27 protein-coding genes are annotated in these 20,888 nt (G+C 43.1%); 26 read left to right on the top strand and 1 reads right to left on the bottom strand.

The window, feature by feature from the left end; genetic code table 11:
- Positions 1 to 169 precede the first annotated feature (169 nt).
- Positions 170 to 505 (bottom strand): helix-turn-helix transcriptional regulator, encoded by a 336-nt coding sequence (locus ACYQ0H_RS02655; protein ID WP_459811298.1) that lies wholly within the window; start codon positions 503 to 505, stop codon positions 170 to 172.
- Positions 506 to 714: 209 nt separating this feature from the next.
- Between ACYQ0H_RS02655 and ACYQ0H_RS02650 the strand changes: the two genes are divergently transcribed.
- The 26 genes from ACYQ0H_RS02650 to ACYQ0H_RS02525 all read left to right on the top strand — a co-directional run bounded on the left by ACYQ0H_RS02650 (position 715) and on the right by ACYQ0H_RS02525 (position 20,883).
- Positions 715 to 918 (top strand): helix-turn-helix domain-containing protein, encoded by a 204-nt coding sequence (locus ACYQ0H_RS02650; RefSeq protein WP_459811297.1) that lies wholly within the window; start codon positions 715 to 717, stop codon positions 916 to 918.
- Between the two features lie 430 nt (positions 919 to 1,348).
- A complete protein-coding gene (locus tag ACYQ0H_RS02645) occupies positions 1,349 to 1,492 on the top strand; it encodes a hypothetical protein (RefSeq protein ID WP_459811296.1) in 144 nt (47 codons plus the stop codon).
- A gap of 52 nt (positions 1,493 to 1,544) precedes the next feature.
- Positions 1,545 to 1,739 carry a hypothetical protein gene (locus ACYQ0H_RS02640; RefSeq protein ID WP_459811295.1) on the top strand — a complete coding sequence of 65 codons (195 nt, stop codon included), beginning with the start codon at positions 1,545 to 1,547 and terminating at the stop codon, positions 1,737 to 1,739.
- The gene (locus tag ACYQ0H_RS02635; protein ID WP_459811293.1) at positions 1,736 to 1,963 is read left to right on the top strand and encodes a hypothetical protein; all 228 of its coding nucleotides are present in this window, start codon (positions 1,736 to 1,738) and stop codon (positions 1,961 to 1,963) included. The genes ACYQ0H_RS02640 and ACYQ0H_RS02635 overlap by 4 nt, the downstream gene beginning before the upstream one ends.
- A gap of 14 nt (positions 1,964 to 1,977) precedes the next feature.
- On the top strand, positions 1,978 to 2,472 hold the full coding sequence (locus ACYQ0H_RS02630; protein WP_459811292.1) for a hypothetical protein: 495 nt from the start codon (positions 1,978 to 1,980) through the stop codon (positions 2,470 to 2,472).
- A gap of 32 nt (positions 2,473 to 2,504) precedes the next feature.
- Positions 2,505 to 2,681 carry a hypothetical protein gene (locus tag ACYQ0H_RS02625; protein WP_459811291.1) on the top strand — a complete coding sequence of 59 codons (177 nt, stop codon included), beginning with the start codon at positions 2,505 to 2,507 and terminating at the stop codon, positions 2,679 to 2,681.
- Between the two features lie 12 nt (positions 2,682 to 2,693).
- Positions 2,694 to 3,299 (top strand): hypothetical protein, encoded by a 606-nt coding sequence (locus ACYQ0H_RS02620; protein ID WP_459811290.1) that lies wholly within the window; start codon positions 2,694 to 2,696, stop codon positions 3,297 to 3,299.
- A gap of 15 nt (positions 3,300 to 3,314) precedes the next feature.
- A complete protein-coding gene (locus ACYQ0H_RS02615) occupies positions 3,315 to 4,745 on the top strand; it encodes an AAA family ATPase (protein WP_459811289.1) in 1,431 nt (476 codons plus the stop codon).
- Positions 4,742 to 5,530: a PD-(D/E)XK nuclease-like domain-containing protein gene (locus tag ACYQ0H_RS02610; protein WP_459811288.1), complete on the top strand. Its 789-nt coding sequence runs from the start codon at positions 4,742 to 4,744 to the stop codon at positions 5,528 to 5,530. Before ACYQ0H_RS02615 ends, ACYQ0H_RS02610 begins: the two co-directional genes overlap by 4 nt.
- Positions 5,520 to 5,942, top strand: coding sequence for a single-stranded DNA-binding protein (locus ACYQ0H_RS02605; protein WP_459811287.1), 423 nt, complete (start codon positions 5,520 to 5,522; stop codon positions 5,940 to 5,942). The genes ACYQ0H_RS02610 and ACYQ0H_RS02605 overlap by 11 nt, the downstream gene beginning before the upstream one ends.
- Complete coding sequence (locus ACYQ0H_RS02600) at positions 5,926 to 7,821, top strand: DUF927 domain-containing protein (RefSeq protein ID WP_459811286.1); 1,896 nt, start codon at positions 5,926 to 5,928, stop codon at positions 7,819 to 7,821. Before ACYQ0H_RS02605 ends, ACYQ0H_RS02600 begins: the two co-directional genes overlap by 17 nt.
- 337 nt (positions 7,822 to 8,158) lie before the next feature.
- On the top strand, positions 8,159 to 8,365 hold the full coding sequence (locus ACYQ0H_RS02595; protein ID WP_459811285.1) for a hypothetical protein: 207 nt from the start codon (positions 8,159 to 8,161) through the stop codon (positions 8,363 to 8,365).
- Positions 8,334 to 9,887 carry a DEAD/DEAH box helicase gene (locus tag ACYQ0H_RS02590; RefSeq protein WP_459811284.1) on the top strand — a complete coding sequence of 518 codons (1,554 nt, stop codon included), beginning with the start codon at positions 8,334 to 8,336 and terminating at the stop codon, positions 9,885 to 9,887. Before ACYQ0H_RS02595 ends, ACYQ0H_RS02590 begins: the two co-directional genes overlap by 32 nt.
- A gap of 3 nt (positions 9,888 to 9,890) precedes the next feature.
- Entirely contained in the window at positions 9,891 to 10,265 is a 375-nt protein-coding gene (locus tag ACYQ0H_RS02585) for a VRR-NUC domain-containing protein (RefSeq protein ID WP_459811283.1), read from the top strand.
- Positions 10,258 to 10,605: a hypothetical protein gene (locus tag ACYQ0H_RS02580; RefSeq protein ID WP_459811282.1), complete on the top strand. Its 348-nt coding sequence runs from the start codon at positions 10,258 to 10,260 to the stop codon at positions 10,603 to 10,605. The genes ACYQ0H_RS02585 and ACYQ0H_RS02580 overlap by 8 nt, the downstream gene beginning before the upstream one ends.
- 69 nt (positions 10,606 to 10,674) lie before the next feature.
- Positions 10,675 to 11,082: a hypothetical protein gene (locus ACYQ0H_RS02575; protein ID WP_459811281.1), complete on the top strand. Its 408-nt coding sequence runs from the start codon at positions 10,675 to 10,677 to the stop codon at positions 11,080 to 11,082.
- 41 nt (positions 11,083 to 11,123) lie between these two features.
- On the top strand, positions 11,124 to 11,540 hold the full coding sequence (locus ACYQ0H_RS02570; protein ID WP_459811280.1) for a hypothetical protein: 417 nt from the start codon (positions 11,124 to 11,126) through the stop codon (positions 11,538 to 11,540).
- Between the two features lie 386 nt (positions 11,541 to 11,926).
- A complete protein-coding gene (locus ACYQ0H_RS02565; protein ID WP_459811279.1) occupies positions 11,927 to 12,934 on the top strand; it encodes a DUF6731 family protein in 1,008 nt (335 codons plus the stop codon).
- Positions 12,927 to 13,436 carry a hypothetical protein gene (locus ACYQ0H_RS02560; RefSeq protein WP_459811278.1) on the top strand — a complete coding sequence of 170 codons (510 nt, stop codon included), beginning with the start codon at positions 12,927 to 12,929 and terminating at the stop codon, positions 13,434 to 13,436. The genes ACYQ0H_RS02565 and ACYQ0H_RS02560 overlap by 8 nt, the downstream gene beginning before the upstream one ends.
- A gap of 261 nt (positions 13,437 to 13,697) precedes the next feature.
- Positions 13,698 to 15,218 (top strand): PBSX family phage terminase large subunit, encoded by a 1,521-nt coding sequence (locus ACYQ0H_RS02555; protein ID WP_459811277.1) that lies wholly within the window; start codon positions 13,698 to 13,700, stop codon positions 15,216 to 15,218.
- 3 nt (positions 15,219 to 15,221) lie between these two features.
- Entirely contained in the window at positions 15,222 to 16,637 is a 1,416-nt protein-coding gene (locus tag ACYQ0H_RS02550) for a hypothetical protein (protein WP_459811276.1), read from the top strand.
- 12 nt (positions 16,638 to 16,649) lie between these two features.
- Complete coding sequence (locus ACYQ0H_RS02545) at positions 16,650 to 18,197, top strand: phage minor capsid protein (protein WP_459811275.1); 1,548 nt, start codon at positions 16,650 to 16,652, stop codon at positions 18,195 to 18,197.
- A 5-nt stretch (positions 18,198 to 18,202) separates the two neighbouring features.
- Entirely contained in the window at positions 18,203 to 18,436 is a 234-nt protein-coding gene (locus ACYQ0H_RS02540; protein ID WP_459811274.1) for a hypothetical protein, read from the top strand.
- 165 nt (positions 18,437 to 18,601) lie between these two features.
- On the top strand, positions 18,602 to 18,925 hold the full coding sequence (locus tag ACYQ0H_RS02535) for a YjcQ family protein (protein WP_459811273.1): 324 nt from the start codon (positions 18,602 to 18,604) through the stop codon (positions 18,923 to 18,925).
- Positions 18,926 to 19,212: 287 nt separating this feature from the next.
- Positions 19,213 to 19,803 (top strand): phage scaffolding protein, encoded by a 591-nt coding sequence (locus tag ACYQ0H_RS02530; RefSeq protein WP_459811272.1) that lies wholly within the window; start codon positions 19,213 to 19,215, stop codon positions 19,801 to 19,803.
- A gap of 21 nt (positions 19,804 to 19,824) precedes the next feature.
- Positions 19,825 to 20,883 (top strand): phage coat protein, encoded by a 1,059-nt coding sequence (locus tag ACYQ0H_RS02525; protein WP_459811271.1) that lies wholly within the window; start codon positions 19,825 to 19,827, stop codon positions 20,881 to 20,883.
- Positions 20,884 to 20,888: the final 5 nt, after the last annotated feature.

The raw sequence follows: 20,888 nt of genomic DNA, 5'->3' as shown, positions 1-20,888 counted from the left end.
GACAAATCTGAACGCTTGTTCTATAATATAAGTAGTAGAACAAGCGTTCAAAGAAAAAGAAAGGATTGTTACATAATGAGTGAAGAAGAAAAACGCAGGGAATTAATCAAAAGTATCATTGATAAGTTTGAACAATTAGAGAGGAAAAGACAAAAGAAGAAGTCTATTGTCACTGTTCCTCCTTCCACAAAAGATAATCCATAAATCTGTCTAGTTCACGTAAACTATCGGTACTAAGCGATTCCAACTTTAACTCAAGGGCTCTTTTCCCATCTATGATGGGGGAGGGTCCTTTTGTTTGTTCACTAATTCCTAATATGTACTCAGATGATATGTCTAGATATAAACATATTTTCAGGAGTGTCATTGTACTTAAATCACGCTCATTGTTTTCATAGTTTCTATATGCTCTTTCAGATATTCCAAGTTCCTTTGCAATTTCGCCTATTTTTATTCCTTTTTGCATTCTAACCCTTTTTAAACGTTCGCCTACTGTTGCTTCCATAATTTTATCACCGCCTTTGCAACTATTATAGTACAAATCGTGCCCAATGTCAACACCTTTTGCAACTTTATCGGAACAATATGTACAAATAACACAATATTACATTGAACATTTTGTGCAACTTATGACTTGACGTCGGAACAAATTGAGCGTATAATAATAATTGCAGGGAACGAAATGTTCAAAAAACGCAAAAAGAAGGTGAAAAGATGGATGTTTTCAATAATATTCGTGCAGAGGTAAGCAGACGAGGCTGGACACTTCAAGAGTTTTGCGATAAGCTAAAAATTTCGCGGTCTCGTTTTTACCGTTGGGAAGACACTGGCGATTTTCCTATGAGCTATCTCATAAAAATATCTGAGCTATTCAACATGTCTCCCGATGATATTCTCGGCATTTCTAAAACTGCATAGGAAAGGAGCATAGAAAAATGAAAGTAAAAATCAAGGGTAGTACAATTTCAGCCCGCGAAAGGAGGGGGAGGGAATGCACCACTATATAACAAAGTATCGTGAAAACGACAAAACTTATGTTGAATCGTGGTTACAGATAAACATTTTCGGCAAATGTCTTTGCTTTTCAAAAAAGCGAATAAAAATATAGAACCACTGCTGTAACAATGGCTCTATATTCGGACTATTTATTTTTTAGTCCAGTTGTTGCCAGGTTTCTGTGAGCGAAGTTTTTTCCAGATTTACACGTTGAGGAGCTGTTCAAAAGATAAGAGGGCAAAGTACTGCAATACTTCACCCTCTCCAAAAATTTTACGCTCGGAAGTTATTTAGATTTCTTTCCCGATTTAGTCTGTGATAGTGCGCATTAAATTATATAAGGAGGTACAAAATGAAAACCTACATAATCGAGATCGGCAGCAGCTACGGCCGTGAAAGGACAACAACGGTAAGAGCAAAGTCCCTAGCCGAAGCTATCAGCGGAGTTTATCGGTCGAGCGGTGAGTTTGTGCTGTCGTGCCGTGAGCTCGTCTGAGCATAGGACAATTTTCAAGTTTCATACAATTATTTAATAAGGAGGTGGCTGCATGGTAATCTCGGCAACGGAAAGGATCTATTACTCATCAAGCGGGAAGCCGTACAAAGTGCTTGTACGCTTTCGTGACGACGCATATAAGGATTGCACGGAGGAAGAGCTGCGTCAGCGCAGGGAGGAATTTGAAAGAACGGCGGTCAGGATCGCAGGCGCCGCTCTGAAAAGAAATCGAGGTGAAACCCCATGATCCCGAATAACACGCCAATAGACCCGGATGTATGCGTAGCGCAGATACTGTACATACAGCGCAGACGAGAGGAACGAAAAAAAGCGGAACGTGTAAAGAAGCTGAACAGGCTAAGGAAGCGTGCCGGACAAGCTCTCGTGGCAGGGCTGTTTGGTATCGTAAGCGTAATGATGATAGTCTGCGTTGTAACTGGAGCAATGTATCTGAGTGGCGGACTTATGTAATAAGGAGACGAAAAATGAAAAAGTACGAGTTGACAAATGAGACTGTGGAGATATGCGGCCACAAACTATCAAGGATAAGAGCGTTGACTGATTTCGGCAGTGTTAAGTCAGGAGAATTAGGCGGCTTTGTCGAAAAAGAGAGTAATCTAAGCCATGACGGCAAAGCTTGGGTATTCGACAATGCTAAAGTATGCGATGACGCTAAGGTATTCGGCAACGCTTGGGTATGCGGTAACGCTAAGGTATGCGGTAACGCTAAGGTATGCGGTAAAGCTTGGGTATGCGGTAACGCTGAGGTATGCGGCAAAGCTTGGGTATTCGGTAACGCTGAGGTATCCGACAATGCTAAGGTATGCGGTAACGCTGAGGTATCCGACAATGCTAAAGTATGCGATGACGCTAAGGTATTCGGCAACGCTTGGGTATGCGGCAGCGCTTGGGTATGCGGCAGCGCTGAGGTATGCGGTAACGCTGAGGTATGCGGTAACGCTAAGGTATGCAGTGGATAGAATACATTTTGGATTAGAGGAGGACGAAGATAATGGCTAAAAGCATATACGAAAAAGGCTTGAACATAAAAGGCGATAAAACAATATCACTTACGGCAGACGAGCGTATGATGATATGCAATGCGCTGGCAAACTCAATTCCCAATGAGGTGGATCCAATGCCGATAATAATGTTAATTGACCGTATAGCGACTAATAAAAGCATTTAAGGAGGACCAGAAATGAATGATATCACAGAGGTAACCGCTGCTCTCGTCGCTGAGCAGGAGCATACGCCAATGACAATTTCGTCAGACGGAAACTTTATAGACAGCTTTCGAGAATGCTACAAGGTGGCAAAGACATTCTGCCAATCCAGCATTATACCTCAGAACTATCAGGGCAAGGTCGAAGATACCGCAATCGCTATTGATATGGCGAACAGAATGGGAGTCTCTCCGATGATGGTTATGCAGAACCTTTATGTTGTCAAGGGTAAGCCTTCCTGGAGCGGACAGGCCTGCAAGTCATTTATCCAGAACAAGTTCAAAAATGTTAAAACGATATATGTAGGCGAAAAGGGTAGCGATGAGCGAGGCTGTTACATCAAAGCCACTGACGATGACGGCGATGTGTTGGAGGGGTCAACCGTTACAATCGCTATGGCGAAAGCTGAGGGTTGGATAAATAATCCCAAATGGCGCAATATGCCCGAACAAATGCTTGCTTACAGAGCGGCCGCATTTTTTGCCAGAGTCTATTGCCCTGAAATACTTATGGGTATACAGGTAGATGATGAGGCAGATGACAGCGAGACGCATAAAAGAACAACACAGGACGTTTTATAATTTAAGGAGCTGAAAATGAAAACTACAAGAATACAGATCAAAAACCTATACGGCATAAAAGAAACTGAGCTTGACGGACGTTCTGTAGAGATCACAGGCACAAACGGAGCGGGCAAGACCTCAATTATTGACGCAATAAAATATGCCCTCACAAATGAGAGCAACAGAGATTTCGTTATCCACAGCGGCGAGACAGAGGGCGAAATTATTCTGGAGACCGATACAGGATTGAGCATTGACCGCAAAAAACGTTCGAGCCAGGCAGATTATAAGAACATCAGACAGGACGGCAAGCCTGTCTCTGCGCCGGAGAGTGTCCTGCGCGAGCTGTTTACGCCGCTGCAGCTTGATCCCGTTAAGTTTACGCAGATGACAAAGCAGGAGCAGAACAGAATTATTCTTGATCTTATAGAATTTGACTGGGATCTGAACTGGATAAAGAATCAGTTCGGAGAAATTCCGCAGGGCGTTGACTATTCTCAGAACATTCTGCAGGTACTTAATGACATTCAATCGGAGCGTGGTGAATACTTTCAGCTCAGACAGGATATTAACCGTGAGATCCGCAACAAAACTGCTTTTGTCGAGGACATCGCAAAGGATATTCCTGCAAATTTCACGGCTGAGGTATGGGAAGAATACGATCTGTCCGCTGCATATACCGCAATTACGGAAGCTCAGGAGATCAACAACAGAATTGAGCGTGCAAAGCTTTTCAAGGACAGTTACGATAATAAAATTCGTGGCTATAAGGCGGAAATGGAAATAGCTGTGTCAAATATGAAAAGCGCAATTTCATCAGAACGTGAAACTCTTCTGTCCGAAATTGAGCGTAAAAAAGCAGAGATCAAGGCGGCAGAGGACAAGCTTGAGTGTCTTACAGGAAGAGTCGCTGATAGGTCTGCGGTTATTGAAAGCGAATACAAAGAAAAGGTTGCAAAGCTTGACAGTAATATTAAGGCTGCTGACAAGTACATCGGCAGTTCTCCCGTTGATGTTGCTCCAATGCAGGAGGAGGTTCAAGAGGCTGAGAAGATGAAAAAGCATCTCAACGAATACTACCGTATGAAAGCAATGCAGGGCGAAATAAAAAAGCTTACTGCATATTCCGAAAGACTTACAGAGAAAATTGAACTTGCGAGAAACCTTCCGGGAGAAATCCTTAAAAACGCAACAATTCCGGTTGAGGGGCTTACAGTTAAAAATGGAATCCCGCTAATCAATGGACTTCCTGTTTCAAACCTTTCAGAGGGAGAACAGCTCCAGCTTTGCGTTGACGTTGCCCTGAGCAATCCAAACAGCTTACAGATCATTCTTATTGACGGCGCAGAAAAGCTTTCTGAGAAGAACAGGAACGCTCTGTATAAGAAGTGCAGGGACAAGGGATTGCAGTTTATCGCCACACGAACTACGGATGATAACTGGCTGGAGGTACACTACTTATGATCCTAACAAACGAAAACTATTTTACAACGCAGGCAGACATGGAATATATGTCCTGCTCACAATGGAAAAGCTTCTATGAATGTGAGGACAAGGCTCTCGCAGAACTTGCAGGAGATTATAGGCGTCCTGATAGCACAGCTCTTCTGGTGGGCTCATACGTTGATGCTCATTATGAGGGTACTCTTGATGTTTTCAAGGCTCAGCACCCTGAAATTTTCAGAAAGGACGGCAACCTGAAGGCTGATTACTCAAAGGCAGAGGAAATCATTCAGCGCTGCGAGCGTGATCCGCTCTTCGCGAAATATATGTCGGGTGATAAGCAGGTCATTATGACAGGCGAAATTGCAAAGGTACCGTTCAAAATAAAGATTGACAGCTACCATAAAGACAAAGCTATTGTAGACCTTAAATGTATGAAGGATTTTCAGCCTATATGGAATGCGGAATTACACCGTAAAGAGCCTTTCGTTGAGTCTTGGCACTATGACATTCAGGGTGCAATATATCAGGAAATCGTCCGTCAGAACACAGGAAAACAACTGCCGTTCTTTATTGCAGCGGCGACAAAGGAAAGTGCTACAGATATTTGTGTTATGAGCATTCCGCAGGAAAGACTTAATGAATGTCTTACACTGGTAAAAGCAATGGCGCTGCGTTATCAAGCATTGAAAGCCGGTAATGAGAAGCCTGTACGCTGTGAAAAGTGCGACTGGTGCAAGAATACAAAAATACTTACAGAAATTGTTGATTATAGAGATATAGGAGTGGTTGATAATGCAATCTAAATTACCTGACGGCTCGGTCATAATAAGTGGAGTTCTTCCAAAGGACGCAGAATACAAACAAGTCGGGCAGAATAACTCCTCCCTTACTAAATTCTCGGTCAAGGTAGGCGAGCGTCCGCCAAAGATACAAGGCGAAAAGAATGAAGCGGTCTGGGTAAACTGTCAGTGCTGGCATTCCGTTGCAAGAGCTGCTATGGGACTTAAGAAATCTGACGTTGTTTTGTGCGTGGGCAAGGTCGAGCGGCAGGAGTATCAAAACAAAAACGGCGAAACCAAAATCGACTTGCACCTTAATTGTGAGGGAGTTTTTGTCCAGCCCGCTGCCGGTATGTCTGCGCCTCAGACTATATCGGGAGCTCTGCCCCCGAACGATTTTGTGGAGGATCTAACTGAAGATGGAATACCGTTCTGACAGCCAAAATAATATCGAAGCCGCTGATGCGGAGATAATAACAAATTATACTCAGCAGGACTTCCTTACTACAGACAAGCCATATGAGGAGGTCTACGCCTACAAGGACGATCCTTTTATGCACAATCTCAAAATAGAGCAGATGTCGGTTCAGGCGGCAAATGCGGGTGTAAAGGCTTTTAAAGGACTGTATAAGAATTTTGTCAAAATGAAAGAAATGCAGCGTGGCTGCGGAGTTATTATCAATAATCCCACTGCTTTCACAGGCCCGTATATGCAGCTGGAGGCGGGTAAATACAATGTTGATGACGGGGGCGTATATACAATAGACGGCTTCGGCAGTTACCACGTAATCTGTCATCACCCGATCATACCATTTGAGTGTCTGCAGAACATTGACACGGGAGAAGAAAAGCTTAATATCGCTTACCGCTCCAGAGGAGAGTGGCAGGAAAAGGTCGTATCCAAAGAGATACTTTACAACAGCAGAAATATTTCTCAGCTTGTAAAATGCGGCGTTGACGTGTCCTCCGAAACTGCAAAGGAGCTTGTAGGATACTTCCAAGAAGTTGAAGCGCTTAATCGCAATGTTATCCCGCTCAAAAAGTCCGTCGGCAGACTGGGCTATATCGGTTCGGAGGGATTTTCACCGTACGTTGATGGACTGACATTTGACGGAGAGCAGAATTATTCGCACATTTTCAAGGCAATTGCCCAAAAAGGCAGCTACGAAAAATGGCTTGCAACCGCCAACAGCTGCAGAAAAGAAAGCCTGACAGCGAGAATTTTTCTTGCGGCGTCGTTTGCAAGCGCATTGGTTCAGCCTCTTGGATGTCTGCCGTTTTTTGTACATCTTTGGGGCGTTGACAGCGGAACGGGTAAGACAGTTGCACTGATGCTGGCAGCTTCCGTGTGGGGCAATCCCGAAATGGGCGAATACATACAGACCTTTAACAGCACTCAGGTAGGGCATGAAAAAACAGCGGCGTTTTTAAACAGCCTGCCGTTTCTTATAGACGAGCTTCAGCTTTCAAAGGATTCGCACGGCAAAAGCCGGTTTGACGTATATCAGCTTGCGCAGGGTACGGGGCGTACAAGAGGTACTAAAACAGGCGGTATCGAGCGTACACCCACATGGAGAAATACTATTCTGACAACCGGCGAAAGCCCTATCGTAGGCAATTCAGCCGGTGCGGGAGCTGTCAACAGAGTTATAGACGTTGAATGCGGAGCAAACAATGTTGTAATAAAAAACGGTATGGAGATTTCAGCGGTCGTTAAGCAGAATTACGGTTACGCAGGGCGTGATTTTGTAAGAAAAATTCAATTTGACGACACAATGAAATCAATAAAGGAGATATATTCTGAGTATTTTAAAATGCTTTGCCAGTCGGACACTACCGAAAAGCAGGCAATGGCGGCGGCATTGATATTAACTGCCGATTACGTTGCCGATGCTGCAATCTTTAAGAGCGGTCTTGTGACTACTGTCGAGGAGATGTCTCGGTTTTTGCAGACGAAGAGATCTGTTTCGGCAGGCGAACGAGGTTATCAATATGTCTGTGACTGGGTTGCTGCAAACAGCAATAGGTTTAAGACAGGTGAGGAAAACAACTCTGAGGTTTTCGGCGTCATACAGGACGATCATGCATATATTATCCGATCAAAATTTGACGAGATCACCGAAAAACAGGGTTTTAATCAAAGGGCTTTGCTCAGCTGGCTGAAATCAAACAATAAAATTCTGGTAAGAGGGCGTAATAATACTCGAGGTAAGAGGATCAACGGCGTCAATGTAGAATGCATTGTTTTGAAGCTTCCGGATATCCAGACGGAATACTATGATAAGCGGGGTAAGGACAGCTCACTATTGCTGTGAGGGACAAAAGTAAGGCTTTTGAGGGACTTTCGTCCCACGTGCAAAATGCGTAAATACGCTGTTTGCGGGTTGTGTGGGACTGTGGGACAAAATTCCCCCCTATATATATGTTTTATATACATATTAGAGAGAATGCTAATTTACAATATATTACATTATAAAATATGGTTATTGATATATAGATTTTTTCTATAGGGAAAATGTGCGAAAATGTCCCACATTCCCACAATGCCTTCCAAATGGCGTAAATGCGTATAGTTTTTAAGTGGGACATACGTCCCACGCTGTCCCGCACGTCCCACGGCGTAATAAAATATTCATAATTTAAGGAGTATATATGAACTTACAAGATGAAATGAGGATTGCCAAAGAGAGAGGACTTGAGTTTATTCCGCCTTACAGGCTTGCAGAAATAATGAAACTGAGCCAAAGAGTAATAAAGCTTCTGACTGATAATACAACCGCAGTTACGCTTTCCTATTCGGACATGAAAACTGTAATGGAGATCGTAAATGACGTTATCAACAAGGGGGTTGGAAACTGAAATGGATATAGTCCTCAGAGATTATCAGCGGGAGTGTATAGACAAGATAACAGCTGCGGGGGGCGGACGTTATCTGATCCAGATGGCTACAGGTCTTGGCAAAACCGTTACCTTTGCGAACATACCCCGTTACGGTCGTATGCTTATTTTATCACATAGAGAAGAGCTTGTCAAACAGCCGCTTAAATATTTTGACTGCTCGGCAGGAGTAGAAATGGCAGCCGAGAGATCGTCTGGTACGGAGGAGGTGGTATCCGCTTCGGTGCAGTCCATTGTCCGGCGGCTTGACAGCTTCAGATCTGACGACTTTGATATGATCATCGTAGACGAGGCTCATCATGCGGCGGCAAATACATATAAGAGGGTGATTGATCACTTTGCTCCGCGAATGCTTCTTGGGTTTACTGCAACTCCAAACAGAGCTGACAGCGCAAGGCTTAATGATGTATTTGACGATATCATTTTTCAGCGTGACCTTAAATGGGGCATAAATCACGGTTATTTATGTGACATTCTCTGCAAGAGGGTTGATATAGGATACGACTTATCGGCGGTAAGGACCCGAATGGGAGATTACGCTCCCGGCGAGCTTGAAAAGGCTATGGACGGCACCGCTGATGCCATAGCGCAGGCTTACAGGGAACAGGCACAGGGCGCAACGTTGATCTTTGCCGTATCGGTGGAGCAGTGCAATGAGATCGCAAAACGTATTCCCGGAGCAGTTGCAGTTACAGGACAGACATCTAACAGAGCAGATATTATCCAGAGGTTCACAAACCGTGAAATACCCTGTCTTGTAAACTGTATGGTATTTACCGAGGGGACAGATATTCCGCTGGTAGAAACGGTTATTATCGCAAGACCTACAAAATCGGATGCTTTATACACTCAGATGGTTGGCAGAGGGTTAAGGCTGTATCCGGGCAAGGACAAGCTTACTCTTATCGACTGCGTAGGGGTGACCGGAAAAGCAAGCTTATGCACTGCTCCCAGTCTGCTGGGCATTGACATATCGGAGCTGCCGAAAAAATCTCAGGACAAAATGGAGGGTATGCTTTTTGAACTGCCTGAGAAAGCGCTTTCATTGTCAGACTGCCCTGAAAGCTGGATAAAAAACGTTCGCATCGTAGACCTGTGGGCGCAGGAACAGCAGTATGTTACCCATGACGTCAACTGGTTCAAGATGCCTGACGGGTCGCTCAAATGCAGCTTGGGAAGAGGCAGAAAACTTATTATCTGCTGTCCCGACAGTCTGGGGCAGACGGTGTTTAACGGACGCAGAATGAATATGCAGCAGGCTCTGGATGAGGCGTATACTCTTCTATGCGATCGTGAGTCGGAGAGTAAAATGCTCTGGGATCTAAGGCTTTGCGGCAGATGGGGAAAGGCACCGGCTTCAGAAAGTCAGAAGAAGCTTATTAAACGCAGAGGAAAAAAATATCTGAAAAGCTCGGACATAGACCTTGAGAGTCTTACGAAGTTTGAAGCCAGTCAGATACTAAACAGGATAATGGGAGGTTAATCTATGGCAAGATCAGAGGACAGAGAGCAAATGCAGCTTATAAAGTGGACGCAGCAGGCGGATATCAGACGTGAATTTCCTCAGCTTAAACTGCTGTTTCACATTGCTAACGAGCGGCACTGTTCTGCACAGGAGGGCAAACGCTTAAAGCTTATGGGAGTTAAATCGGGAGTGCCGGACTTATTTCTGCCTGTTCCGTCAGGAAGATATCACGGTCTGTTTATTGAGCTTAAGGCTGAAAACGGAAAAACATCTGATAATCAGCTCTGGTGGCGCACGGAGCTTAACGGACAGGGTTACTTTTCATCGGTCTGCTACGGCTGGCTGCAGGCTTCGGAGTTGATTGTGAGCTACTTGAGGGGCGAATACGATGTTTAACAGGAATGAAGCTCTTTGCAGGGCAGAGGAGCTTAACGCAGAAGCAGCAAAGCTTATGCCTCTTCCCGACGGACTTTCTCAGCCGGAGCAGCTGCTTTATATGAGCCTGCGTATTCTTTACCGTGATTATAGATCCGAAAAAATTGCGGCTTCGGATGCAAAGGCAGAAAAAAACAAACTTATCGCCGCTTATATAGAAAACACATTTTATCACGATATGTATAAATCAGTTTCACATCGTCAGGCGGCGGTTGCAAAGTATTCGCAGGAGATTAAGAACAGCGGCTGCGAAATCTGCCGGAAGCTTGACAGAGTTTTGTGCGGGTTGACGGAGAAATAGGACTCATATGATAAAAAATCTCCGCCCTAAATGAGCGGATGAAGATATAAAACAAGGAGCGTTAAAATAATGCAAAAATACATAAATGTTGACGATTTAATCAACGAGTTGTCCGCAAGTTGTATGCCGATTCACGAAAAAGGTATATCGGGAATTCTTGGCGATGAAAGCTGCATTGCTGATATTATATTAGCTCAGCCATCTGCCGATGTTGCAGAAGTTAGGCATGGCAAGTGGAGCGACAAAATGGTTTCTTACAGAGCGCCAAGTGATATCGATGAGCACGGTAATTTGCACTTTGGCTTTCGGTGTTCCGAGTGCGGTGCAGTTTTGAACAAGACAAAATTCTGCGGAAATTGCGGCGCACGAATGGACGGTGACAAAAATTTTTTTAAAGGAGGTAAAAGTGATACTGTATTTTTATGCAAAGAATCAGCAGAAGAAGCTTTCAAGATTTGGAGATCAAAAAATGCTTGAAATCTTAGAACTGATCAGAGCGATCCTGAAAGGAGAAGACAATGCAGATAACTCAGAACGACCTTGAATCGTACCGCAGCGTTTGCGCTGAGATCGCAGACATCAAGCCGCAGCTTGACGCACGGTATGCAGGCGACACGGTACAGTCGGGGAGCAAGCACCCCTACAGCGTTCACAACGTGCGCATAGAGGGTTATGTTTCTGACGGTAATACTCTTTCACTTCTCGTGAGATTGAGCGAACTGGAGCGTTTACGCACGGCTGTTGAGGAGTACGTGGGCGGCATATCAGACAGCGAGATCCGCACGATCGTCAGCCTGAGATACATAAGAGGCAAGCGCAGACCGAGCTGGCAGTGTATTGCGACCAGATTGGGCTACTGTTCAGAGCATACGCCGACGAGAAAACTTCAAAAATATTTTTTAAATGGCGGAAATGGCGGATTTCCGGTGTTATAATTTAAACTGAGGAAAGTGTACAGGTTCCACATTGCCTTTAAGCTTTTTTCCATTGCGGACTGGTTCCGGACGGGGCGAAGGCTCCGTACCGCCGCTGACGAGCGCATGATCTCCGAGCGGCGTCCACTGACTTCGCTTTGAAGTCCTCCTTAAATTATTTGCGGGAAAGGCACTCCGAGAAGGGTGTCTTTTTCGTAAATAAACAGCATATACTTAATTGTTTGGTTTATGCATATATGTCGCATAATGTCGCAAATCTCAAATGTTGCATAAACGCAGTATCTCAGATTTATGCAAAAAGGCTATTTTTGTCTTGTTCTGTTGATTTATCACTCTTTCTATGGTATTATTTTGTATATAATATTTTAGATGGGGGCATAAATCCAATGAATAAAAAAGTGAAATTTTATACTGTATCTTTTGTAAATCAAATGGGCGAACCTAATAGCTTAAATGTAATGAGTTTTTTAAACACTTTAGAAAATTTATTTTTGGAGGATAAGCTTAAAGTACCAAGTGAAGCATATGGAAAAAACGTATATATGTTTAAATATATTCGTTCTGATAACAACCCGAGCAAGGAGTTTGTTATACCATTCGGCACATTAAAGCAAAATACGCCATACCAAACGTTAGATTCTAATCCGAAAGAAATAACTCCCGCAAATATGAAGCTGTACGATATTAACTTGTTTTACTATAATGCTGACGAAGGAATTGCGGCAATGACTTGTGACAGAGGCGCGCCGAATAATAAGGTCGTTTCGGCATTCTTAAGTAGTTTTATTGAATCTGAAGAGTTTATGTTTTCTATAAAGCCTATTCTTTATGAAACAGGAATAGAAGTAATTCGTAACTCACGCTTTGTAAAGTCAGTTACAATCATATTAAATCTTGATGCGAATATCAATAAATACTACAATGATAACATACATACTGAAAGCTCATTAATCAAACAGATTTTAGAGTTAATAAAAGCAGTAAAGGGAGAAATTGATAACCGCACATTTAAGCTTGAGCTTGGATTGGGGCACTCCAGAAGGGATTCAATGAATGTAGAAAATACACTAAATCTTTTATCGTCATTTGATCTAAAGAGCGATGTCGTAAAGGAAGTAAGCTTAAATTTTGTAGGCGGCGGAAGTGAAAAGGTGCAATTGGCTAAATTGAAAAATAAAGATATAGAGTTAAATGAAATGCTTCCTCACGAGGGCAAGGGTTCTTTACTTGCAGGAGAAATGCTGGACAGTATTGACATTGCCATTGAACATAACAGAAGAGTTATAAACAAGAGACTGAGGGATTTTAAAAACAGCAAAGAAAAAACTGATGGTAATATCGAAATAAGGACAGGAGAAAAAAATGACAGATTACCGGAAGAGGTTTATGCGTAGTGTTATATCAAGCACTGTTTTTACGGTGTTTTTTATGGCAGTCTGCTATGTAGCTGACAAATACTTTAAAATTAATCTGATGGGTTTTTCCAAGCACTTTGACAGCAGTCTTAAATCAAATACGATTGATTTTATAGGATTGTGCATCGGAATATATATCGCAGTCATATCTATCTTAGCGTCTCAAAGAACATCACTAACTGTTGAGATCAGCAGAAAGAAGTACGATGTTAAGTTTGTAGCTGCCATAAGCAATGGACTGATTTTCAATTTAATAACAGTAGTTTATTTATCATTTTCAAAAATGGACAACAGTATCTCATTGTCGTTTTCAATAGCATTAGCAGCCATTTCATTTTCTTATTTTATCAGATTTCTTATATATCTGGTTTTAATGTTCTGTTATAATATGTCGGTGATTGCGATTGAAAACCAAAAGGAAGAAGAATTTAAAAACGAGCTGTTATCCGAACTTGAAGAAATACGCAAATCTTTAAAATAATACCCCCCGAACGCTCCACGGAGCGTTCTTTTTTATGCAAACAGCAGGATAGTGTAAAGTAACACGCCGCAGTCCTTATGCGGAGATCGGGTTCGACCCCCAGTCCTGCAACCATATTAATTTTAAATACGAAGCGAGGTGAGGTGATTGCCTAATGAACATAACTTAATACCAAATTCCGAGAGATCTCCGAGTGAACTCCGAGAAATAACGTCTAAGGGGGGAAAGAAATCGGGGGAAGTGCGCCGCAGGAAAAAGACAATGAAGCAGGTGATGGATTTTTTGCTGTCACTTCCCGCAAATACTGCCGCCGATTACGATCTGCTTGTTAATCAAGGAGTTGATCTTAATGGCCTGGACGAAGATTTTGTGAATAATATGCTTATTGTGAACACAGCTTTGCTGGAACAGGCCAAACAGGGAAATGTAAAAGCTATCCATGAACTGAGGGGTATAATACAGGATGACGCTTATCTGAATATACAACGTGATAAACTAAAGCTTGAAAAACTGAAAAACGATCCGCCGAAATCTGAGCTCAAAGCATATGGAGGGATTCCGGCAAATATGATAGCGCCGGCGTTTTCTCCGGTGCTTTTTGATATAGAAGAAAATAAATATGCGGAATATGTATTTCCGGGAGGCAGAGGATCTGCCAAATCATCATTTATTGGTCTTAATGTGGTTGACCTGCTGATTAAGCATGATAATATACACGCCTGTGTACTCAGAGCCGTAGGAAACACGATCAAGGATTCCGTCTATTCGCAGATACAGTGGGCAATATCAGCGCTTATGCTTGATGATGATTTTGCGTTTACAAAATCGCCGCTGGAGATCACACGGATATCTACCGGACAGAAAATATATTTTCGAGGTGCGGACGATCCAAACAAAATCAAGTCGATCAAGCCGCCGTACGGATATATCGGTATTTTGTGGTTTGAAGAACTGGATCAGTTTCAGGGCGAAGAAGCTGTCAGAAAAATAGAGCAGTCGGTAATCAGAGGAGGGGATATTACATATAAGTTTAAGTCGTTTAACCCTCCAAAGTCGGCGCTGAACTGGGCAAATAAATATATCAGGATCCCACGAGCGGACAGACTTGTGACAGAAAGCAATTATCTGTCGGTACCCAAAAAGTGGCTTGGAAAATCTTTTTTGGACGACGCAGAATTCCTGAAGGAAACCAATCCGGCGGCTTATGAAAATGAATATCTGGGAGCTGCAAACGGTACAGGAGGAAATGTATTTGACAATGTGGAGATCAGGGAAATAACTGACGAAGAAATTAACCGCTACGATAATGTTATGAACGGGGTTGACTGGGGCTGGTATCCGGATCTGTATGCGTTTGTACGGGTACAGTATGCTCCAGCACAGCATACTTTGTACATTTGGCAAGAATACACCTGCAACAAACAGTCAAACGAAATGACGGCGAAAAAGCTGCTTGAACTCGGGATCACTTCTTACGACCTTATAACCTGTGATAGTGCGGAAAAGAAATCGGTTGGAGATTACAAAGCCTATGGTTTGCTTGCGCGAGGTGCGGAAAAAGGCCCGGGAAGCCGTGAGTATTCCTATAAATGGCTTCAGTCGCTAAATAAGATCATAATTGATAATAAGCGCTGCCCGATTGCGGCTCAGGAGTTCCTTGATTATGAGTATGAAAGAGACAAAGAAGGAAATGTGATAAGCGGGTATCCCGACGGCAACGACCATGTTATCGACGCCGTTCGCTATGCCACGGAGAGAATATGGAAAAGGCGGGGTCAGTAAGCAATGAACTTATTAAGATCGGCAAAGGAGTGGATAAGACGGATGTTTTCAAAGCAGGAAATAAAAAAGGCATATGGCGATATAAATGTCGCAGTTTCGGAAAGTATGGCATTTGCTATTAACGAGTGGGATAATATGTACTGCGGTCGGGCTTCGTGGGTAAATGAAAAAACAGGAGTTTGCTCACTTCGAATCGAACAGGCGATAGTCAGGGAGTTTTCCAACACATCCGTAAATGAAATGGAGGTTACCGTATCCAACCCCCAGCTTGACTGTATATTCAAAAATGCTACAAAAAATCTGAATAAAAACCTGCAAAGGGGTCTTGCTACGGGGGCTATGATAATTAAGCCGCTCGGCAAGGACAAGGTTCAATATCTTCCCCAGTCTGCGTTTTTGCCGATTGAATATGATGTTAACGGACGCCTTGTAAAGGTCATATTTCCCGAGGTAAAGCAGATAGGCGATAATGATTACCGTATTAGACTGGAATATCACAGCCTTGATAAAAGTGGTCTTTCAATCACAAATAGAGCCTTTGAATCATCGGACGGCTTGTCTTTGGGCAGAGAAATTCCACTGTCAGAAGTATGCGGGTGGGAGACCCTTCCACCGATAATACATTATCCTGAAATGGATCGTCCGGCATTCGGGTATTATGCAAATCCTATTGATAATGTGATCGACGGAACTTTTGCAGGCGTTTCCGTTTTTGATTCCGCCAAAGACTTGATACGTCTTGCGGATATACAGTTCGGAAGACTAGACTGGGAATTTGAGAGCGGGGAGCGGAGGATAGATCTTGATGACGCAGCTTTTCGTGAAATTGAAAGCGCAGGTAAGGAAAAAGGCTTGGAAATAAGCCGTATATACCGCAGCGCAGGAAATATGGATGAACTTTTCAAAGAATTTTCTCCTCAGCTGCGGCAGTCTGATTTTATCTCAGGACTGGAAGAATACAAACGTGAAATAGAATTTGCAGTTGGGTTGTCTTACGGAGATATTTCAGACCCTCAGACGGTAGACAAAACCGCAACTGAGGTAAAATCGTCTAAACAGCGTAAATATGATACAGTTACAGCGATACAAGAGAATTTGAGAAGCTGTCTTGACGATCTGTGCTATGCGCTTGCCTTCTACAATTGCCTTACGCAGAGTGGATATAAATTTTCGGTCAATTTTGAGGACAGTGTACTTACGGACGATGAAACCAAACGGAATCAGGACAGACAGGACGTTGCTATGGGCGTAATGCCCTTGTGGGAGTACCGTATGCGTTGGTATGGTGAGGACGAGGCAACCGCTAAGTCTATGACCCTTGATAGTATAGCAAATGTCTTGGACGAGGTAAAGCTCGTAACGCCGAATAAGTCATCAGAGCCTGCGGCAGGGACACAAAGCCATTCTAAACGGAGATAGGGAGTAACATAAATGCTTAGTCCTAACGAGTTAGAAGCCGTTTCAATGGTTTTAGACGAGCCTATGAAAGCCCTTGAAACTCAAATCATGCTGGATATAGTCCGTAGGATAAAGATCAATGCGGAAATTACCCGTGCGGCTGACTGGCAGATTAATCGGCTGCACCAATTGGGAATGAGTAAGCGGGAGATTAAAAAAATCATAGCCGAATACCTGAAACTGGATAAGGCGGAAATAAACCACCTGTATAAGGATATAATCAGAAAGGGTTATTCGCACGATGAGGAGCTGTACAAATACAAAGGAAAGCAGCAGATACCCATTGACGATAATGCAGAACTTCAGTTGCTTTTGACTGCCGTATCTGCTCAGACGGCGGGAGAGTTAAAAAACATTTCCCGGTCGCTTGGTTTTGCAGTACGGCAGCCCGGCGGAAATCTCGGTTTTGTGCCCTTAGCAGAATACTATCAAAAAGCAATTGACAATGCTGTTATGGGCATTGCAACAGGTGTTTTTGATTATAACACCGTCATCAAAAAGACTATTGCCGAAATGACAAACAGTGGCTTGCGTACTGTGGACTATGCGACAGGCTGGACTAATCGTGTTGATGTTGCTGCACGTCGCTCAATTATGACGGGGCTTTCACAGCTCACGGCAAAGGTCAACGAGCAGAACGCAAAGGAACTTGATACAGATTACTTTGAAATTTCGTGGCACAGCGGTGCAAGACCGTCTCATCAGGTATGGCAGGGAAAATGGTATACCAAAGCACAGCTTGTCAGCGTATGCGGTCTGGGCACTGTCACGGGACTTTGCGGAGCAAATTGTTATCATGATTATTACCCTGTTATCCCCGGAATATCTGAGCCGACTTACTCCGATGAGGAGCTTAAGAAAATGAATGCCGCTGAAAATAAGCCGACCGAGTATAACGGCAAGCAGTATACCAAGTATGAAGCTTTGCAGCGTCAGCGAAAGCTTGAAACCACAATGCGGGCACAGCGCCAACAGATAAAGCTTTTACAGGAAGCGGGAGCAGACGAGGACGATATAATAAATGCAAGGTGCCGTTACCGCGGAACATCTCAGGAGTATACAAGGTTTTCAAAAGCTATGGACCTGCCTCAGCAGAGAGAACGTGTAACAGCTGACGGACTGGGGAATATTGGGGTCGGGGAGATCAAAGTTGACTTGACGGAAAAAGACTATAGTGATATAATTGAGATGAAAGGTAAGATGTCTGACCGTGATGTGCGTAAGTGGTATGATTATCACGATAAAAGAATTGGCGAGCATATTGATATTGAACAAACATTGGAAAACCAAGCAAAGCAATCGCATTCTTTAAGAAACGAGTACAAATATCAAGCGAGGGAGCTTATGAAAGATCAAGTCAAAAGAAAATGGCTTGATGAAAATAAGCCGTTACACGATTTTGATTTTTACTACAGAAAATACAGCAAATTGTATGACAACCCCGAAGATATATATAAAGCTATCATTGACAGCTCAATGAGGCCTAACAAGGAAGTGAATAAACAGTTTGGATTGGAGTGAGCGGCATGTATAATTATGAAATCTGCAATATTTTTGATAAGGAAATATTTTCAAAGCAGTGTAACGCTTTGGAAAAGCATATTCCTCAGCTTGAAAAGGACATTTTCGCTGAAGACGTGGACGGCTCTCAATGTCAGGTTTATATTTTTCCTGATGGCAAAACATTGAAAGTTATTAATGATAAACTTATTGGAGTTGAAATTGATTCTGAAGTAGACCTGAACCAATATTTTGACTAAGCTTGCGAAAGTAGGAATTCAAAGTTTTATTTTCTGGAGCTTTTGGATCTGCTTTAAAAATTCAATACGAATATAAGCGCTCAGCTTCGGCGTGGCGCTTATATTATGCCTAAAATATAACCGTTGAATAGAGAAGATACGAAATCTATTTTTAAGGAGATTAACATGAATGATAATTTTACATGTATATATAAGATATTAAGAGCCTTAGAAAAGGCAATGGATTGCACAGAGTTCGATTTGTCACAGATAGATCACACGACTTTAGAAGTTAGTAAAGAGCGTTGGGCAAAATACATTGAAATGATGTGTGACGTTGGGTATATTAAGGGTGTGAGAATATATGAGAATGTATATGATGAAATATGTGTTGAGGATAATGGAATAAGGATAACGCTCAAGGGGCTAGAATATCTCAGCGAAAACACGATTATGCAGAGAATGTACAAAACAGCAAAAGGAGTTAAAGATTTAATTCCTCTACCTTAGAAACAGCACAAACGAATATGGAATATGATGACGAGGGACATCAGGCATTTGTTGTGAAATAAAAAAATACGGAACTAAGCGCTTTGAGAAATCAGAGCGCTTTTATTATACCCAAAATATGAGAGTAGGAAGGAGTGATTGTCAGCAGCCTTGACACTAAGAAATAGACAGCACAAAGCGTATGTTATGCCCTGAGTACGGCGTTAAACTGCTTGCTCTGAGACCGGCTCGGTCTCTTACTTTCAACTGCGGGCGGCGCAGGTCAATAAAACGCAGAAAGGAAAAATATGAAAAACATTTTTGAAATTTTATCGTCACAGGGTATCGAAATCCCTGAGGAAAAAAAGCCGGAGCTGACAAAAGCGTTTGCTGAAAATTATAAAACCGTTGCGGAATTTGACCGTGTAAAAAACAGACTTGAAGTAGAACGCGACAATTATAAGGACAGCCTTGAAACCGCCCGTAACACGCTTAAAGGCTTCGAGGGGGTCAACGTTGACGAGCTTAAAGGAAAGATTGATCAGCTTACTAGCGATCTTACATCTAAAGAAGCTGAGTATCGGGAAAAAATCTCAGACATGGAGTTCACTGCTGTATTGGACAGTGCGATAGCATCCAGCGGGGCGAGAAATGCAAAGGCTTTAAAGGCTCTGCTTGACGTGGATACCCTCAAAGCAAGTAAAAACAGGTCTGATGACATAAGGTTGGCCATAGAAACGGCCAAGAAAGAAAATGATTATCTATTTGTGTCAGCTGAGCCATTTGCAAATCCTGTAGCTCCTACAAGTCCCCCTAACCCAAACAAAAAAATGACCCTTTCCGAAGCAATGGCGTATAAAAACGCAAATCCGGATGCGGACATAAACACATTGATCTAAATTAACAGGAGGTAAACTAATATGCCGGGAATTTTTGATTCTAAAAACTTTAATACTGAGGTGTTCGGGGCTTATGTAGATAAGACCCCCAATCTTAACAGAAACGAACTTATACGATCAAAAGCAGTGAGATCAAAGCAGGATATCGCAGGTATGTTTAAAGACCAGGTCGGAGGTAACTACATTGTAACTCCGATCTTCGGACGCATAGGGGGTAGCGCCCTTAATTATGACGGTAAGACAGACATTACCGCTACTAGCAGCAAAACCTATACTCAGGGTCGTATAGTGATCGGGCGCAGTAAAGCCTGGGTGGAAAATGACTTTAGCTATGATATAACAGGAGGGGTTGATTTTCTCGCTCAGGCGGCATCGCAGGTCGGTGAATACTGGGATGATATTGATCAGCAGACTATACTTAGTACGCTTAAAGGCATTTTTTCAATGACGGGAGCCGAAAATCTAAAATTCGTGAATAGCCATACGTACGACATCTCGGATAACGCAGGAAGCGCAGGAATGTTTGCACCCACAACTCTTAATACAGCTTTACAAAAAGCATTGGGGGATAATAAAGCTAAGTTTTCGCTTGCTATTATGCATTCCGCCGTGGCTACAAATCTCGAGAATTTACAGCTGCTGGAGTACATGAAGTATACGGATAAGGACGGAATACAGCGCAGCCTGACGGTCGCAACCCTTAATGGCAGAACTGTGCTTATTGATGATGGTATGCCGACTGAGGACGTAGCCGCCGGAAGTGATGCCGAAGCTTACACCAAATACACTACCTATGTTTTAGGCGAGGGAGCGATCGAATACACGAACTGCGGAGCAAAGGTGCCGTACGAAACCGCCAGAGACCCTAAGGTCAACGGAGGACAGGACACCCTTTACAGCAGACAGCGGAAGGTCTTTGCACCGTGCGGGATCTCCTGGACAGACGGGTCTATTATATCCCCCACAGATTCCCAGCTTGAAACGGGATCTAAATGGTCGCTTGCAAATTCTGGCGAAAGCAGCAAGGAATACTACCCCCATAAGGCTATACCTATCGCCAGAATTATTACCAGAGGATAAGGAGG

The sequence above is a fragment of the Hominimerdicola intestinalis genome, from assembly GCF_054655215.1.
The sequence above is the reverse complement of the archived record's forward strand: the minus strand, read 5'-3'. Positions and strand labels throughout refer to the sequence as shown.

What these genes read in the sequence shown, in the direction of transcription:
- ACYQ0H_RS02655 (WP_459811298.1), bottom strand. Translation starts at nt 505, where the DNA reads ATGGAAGCAACAGTAGGCGAACGTTTAAAAAGGGTTAGAATGCAAAAA.
- ACYQ0H_RS02650 (WP_459811297.1), top strand. Translation starts at nt 715, where the DNA reads ATGGATGTTTTCAATAATATTCGTGCAGAGGTAAGCAGACGAGGCTGG.
- ACYQ0H_RS02645 (WP_459811296.1), top strand. Translation starts at nt 1,349, where the DNA reads ATGAAAACCTACATAATCGAGATCGGCAGCAGCTACGGCCGTGAAAGG.
- ACYQ0H_RS02640 (WP_459811295.1), top strand. Translation starts at nt 1,545, where the DNA reads ATGGTAATCTCGGCAACGGAAAGGATCTATTACTCATCAAGCGGGAAG.
- ACYQ0H_RS02635 (WP_459811293.1), top strand. Translation starts at nt 1,736, where the DNA reads ATGATCCCGAATAACACGCCAATAGACCCGGATGTATGCGTAGCGCAG.
- ACYQ0H_RS02630 (WP_459811292.1), top strand. Translation starts at nt 1,978, where the DNA reads ATGAAAAAGTACGAGTTGACAAATGAGACTGTGGAGATATGCGGCCAC.
- ACYQ0H_RS02625 (WP_459811291.1), top strand. Translation starts at nt 2,505, where the DNA reads ATGGCTAAAAGCATATACGAAAAAGGCTTGAACATAAAAGGCGATAAA.
- ACYQ0H_RS02620 (WP_459811290.1), top strand. Translation starts at nt 2,694, where the DNA reads ATGAATGATATCACAGAGGTAACCGCTGCTCTCGTCGCTGAGCAGGAG.
- ACYQ0H_RS02615 (WP_459811289.1), top strand. Translation starts at nt 3,315, where the DNA reads ATGAAAACTACAAGAATACAGATCAAAAACCTATACGGCATAAAAGAA.
- ACYQ0H_RS02610 (WP_459811288.1), top strand. Translation starts at nt 4,742, where the DNA reads ATGATCCTAACAAACGAAAACTATTTTACAACGCAGGCAGACATGGAA.
- ACYQ0H_RS02605 (WP_459811287.1), top strand. Translation starts at nt 5,520, where the DNA reads ATGCAATCTAAATTACCTGACGGCTCGGTCATAATAAGTGGAGTTCTT.
- ACYQ0H_RS02600 (WP_459811286.1), top strand. Translation starts at nt 5,926, where the DNA reads ATGGAATACCGTTCTGACAGCCAAAATAATATCGAAGCCGCTGATGCG.
- ACYQ0H_RS02595 (WP_459811285.1), top strand. Translation starts at nt 8,159, where the DNA reads ATGAACTTACAAGATGAAATGAGGATTGCCAAAGAGAGAGGACTTGAG.
- ACYQ0H_RS02590 (WP_459811284.1), top strand. Translation starts at nt 8,334, where the DNA reads ATGACGTTATCAACAAGGGGGTTGGAAACTGAAATGGATATAGTCCTC.
- ACYQ0H_RS02585 (WP_459811283.1), top strand. Translation starts at nt 9,891, where the DNA reads ATGGCAAGATCAGAGGACAGAGAGCAAATGCAGCTTATAAAGTGGACG.
- ACYQ0H_RS02580 (WP_459811282.1), top strand. Translation starts at nt 10,258, where the DNA reads ATGTTTAACAGGAATGAAGCTCTTTGCAGGGCAGAGGAGCTTAACGCA.
- ACYQ0H_RS02575 (WP_459811281.1), top strand. Translation starts at nt 10,675, where the DNA reads ATGCAAAAATACATAAATGTTGACGATTTAATCAACGAGTTGTCCGCA.
- ACYQ0H_RS02570 (WP_459811280.1), top strand. Translation starts at nt 11,124, where the DNA reads ATGCAGATAACTCAGAACGACCTTGAATCGTACCGCAGCGTTTGCGCT.
- ACYQ0H_RS02565 (WP_459811279.1), top strand. Translation starts at nt 11,927, where the DNA reads ATGAATAAAAAAGTGAAATTTTATACTGTATCTTTTGTAAATCAAATG.
- ACYQ0H_RS02560 (WP_459811278.1), top strand. Translation starts at nt 12,927, where the DNA reads ATGCGTAGTGTTATATCAAGCACTGTTTTTACGGTGTTTTTTATGGCA.
- ACYQ0H_RS02555 (WP_459811277.1), top strand. Translation starts at nt 13,698, where the DNA reads ATGAAGCAGGTGATGGATTTTTTGCTGTCACTTCCCGCAAATACTGCC.
- ACYQ0H_RS02550 (WP_459811276.1), top strand. Translation starts at nt 15,222, where the DNA reads ATGAACTTATTAAGATCGGCAAAGGAGTGGATAAGACGGATGTTTTCA.
- ACYQ0H_RS02545 (WP_459811275.1), top strand. Translation starts at nt 16,650, where the DNA reads ATGCTTAGTCCTAACGAGTTAGAAGCCGTTTCAATGGTTTTAGACGAG.
- ACYQ0H_RS02540 (WP_459811274.1), top strand. Translation starts at nt 18,203, where the DNA reads ATGTATAATTATGAAATCTGCAATATTTTTGATAAGGAAATATTTTCA.
- ACYQ0H_RS02535 (WP_459811273.1), top strand. Translation starts at nt 18,602, where the DNA reads ATGAATGATAATTTTACATGTATATATAAGATATTAAGAGCCTTAGAA.
- ACYQ0H_RS02530 (WP_459811272.1), top strand. Translation starts at nt 19,213, where the DNA reads ATGAAAAACATTTTTGAAATTTTATCGTCACAGGGTATCGAAATCCCT.
- ACYQ0H_RS02525 (WP_459811271.1), top strand. Translation starts at nt 19,825, where the DNA reads ATGCCGGGAATTTTTGATTCTAAAAACTTTAATACTGAGGTGTTCGGG.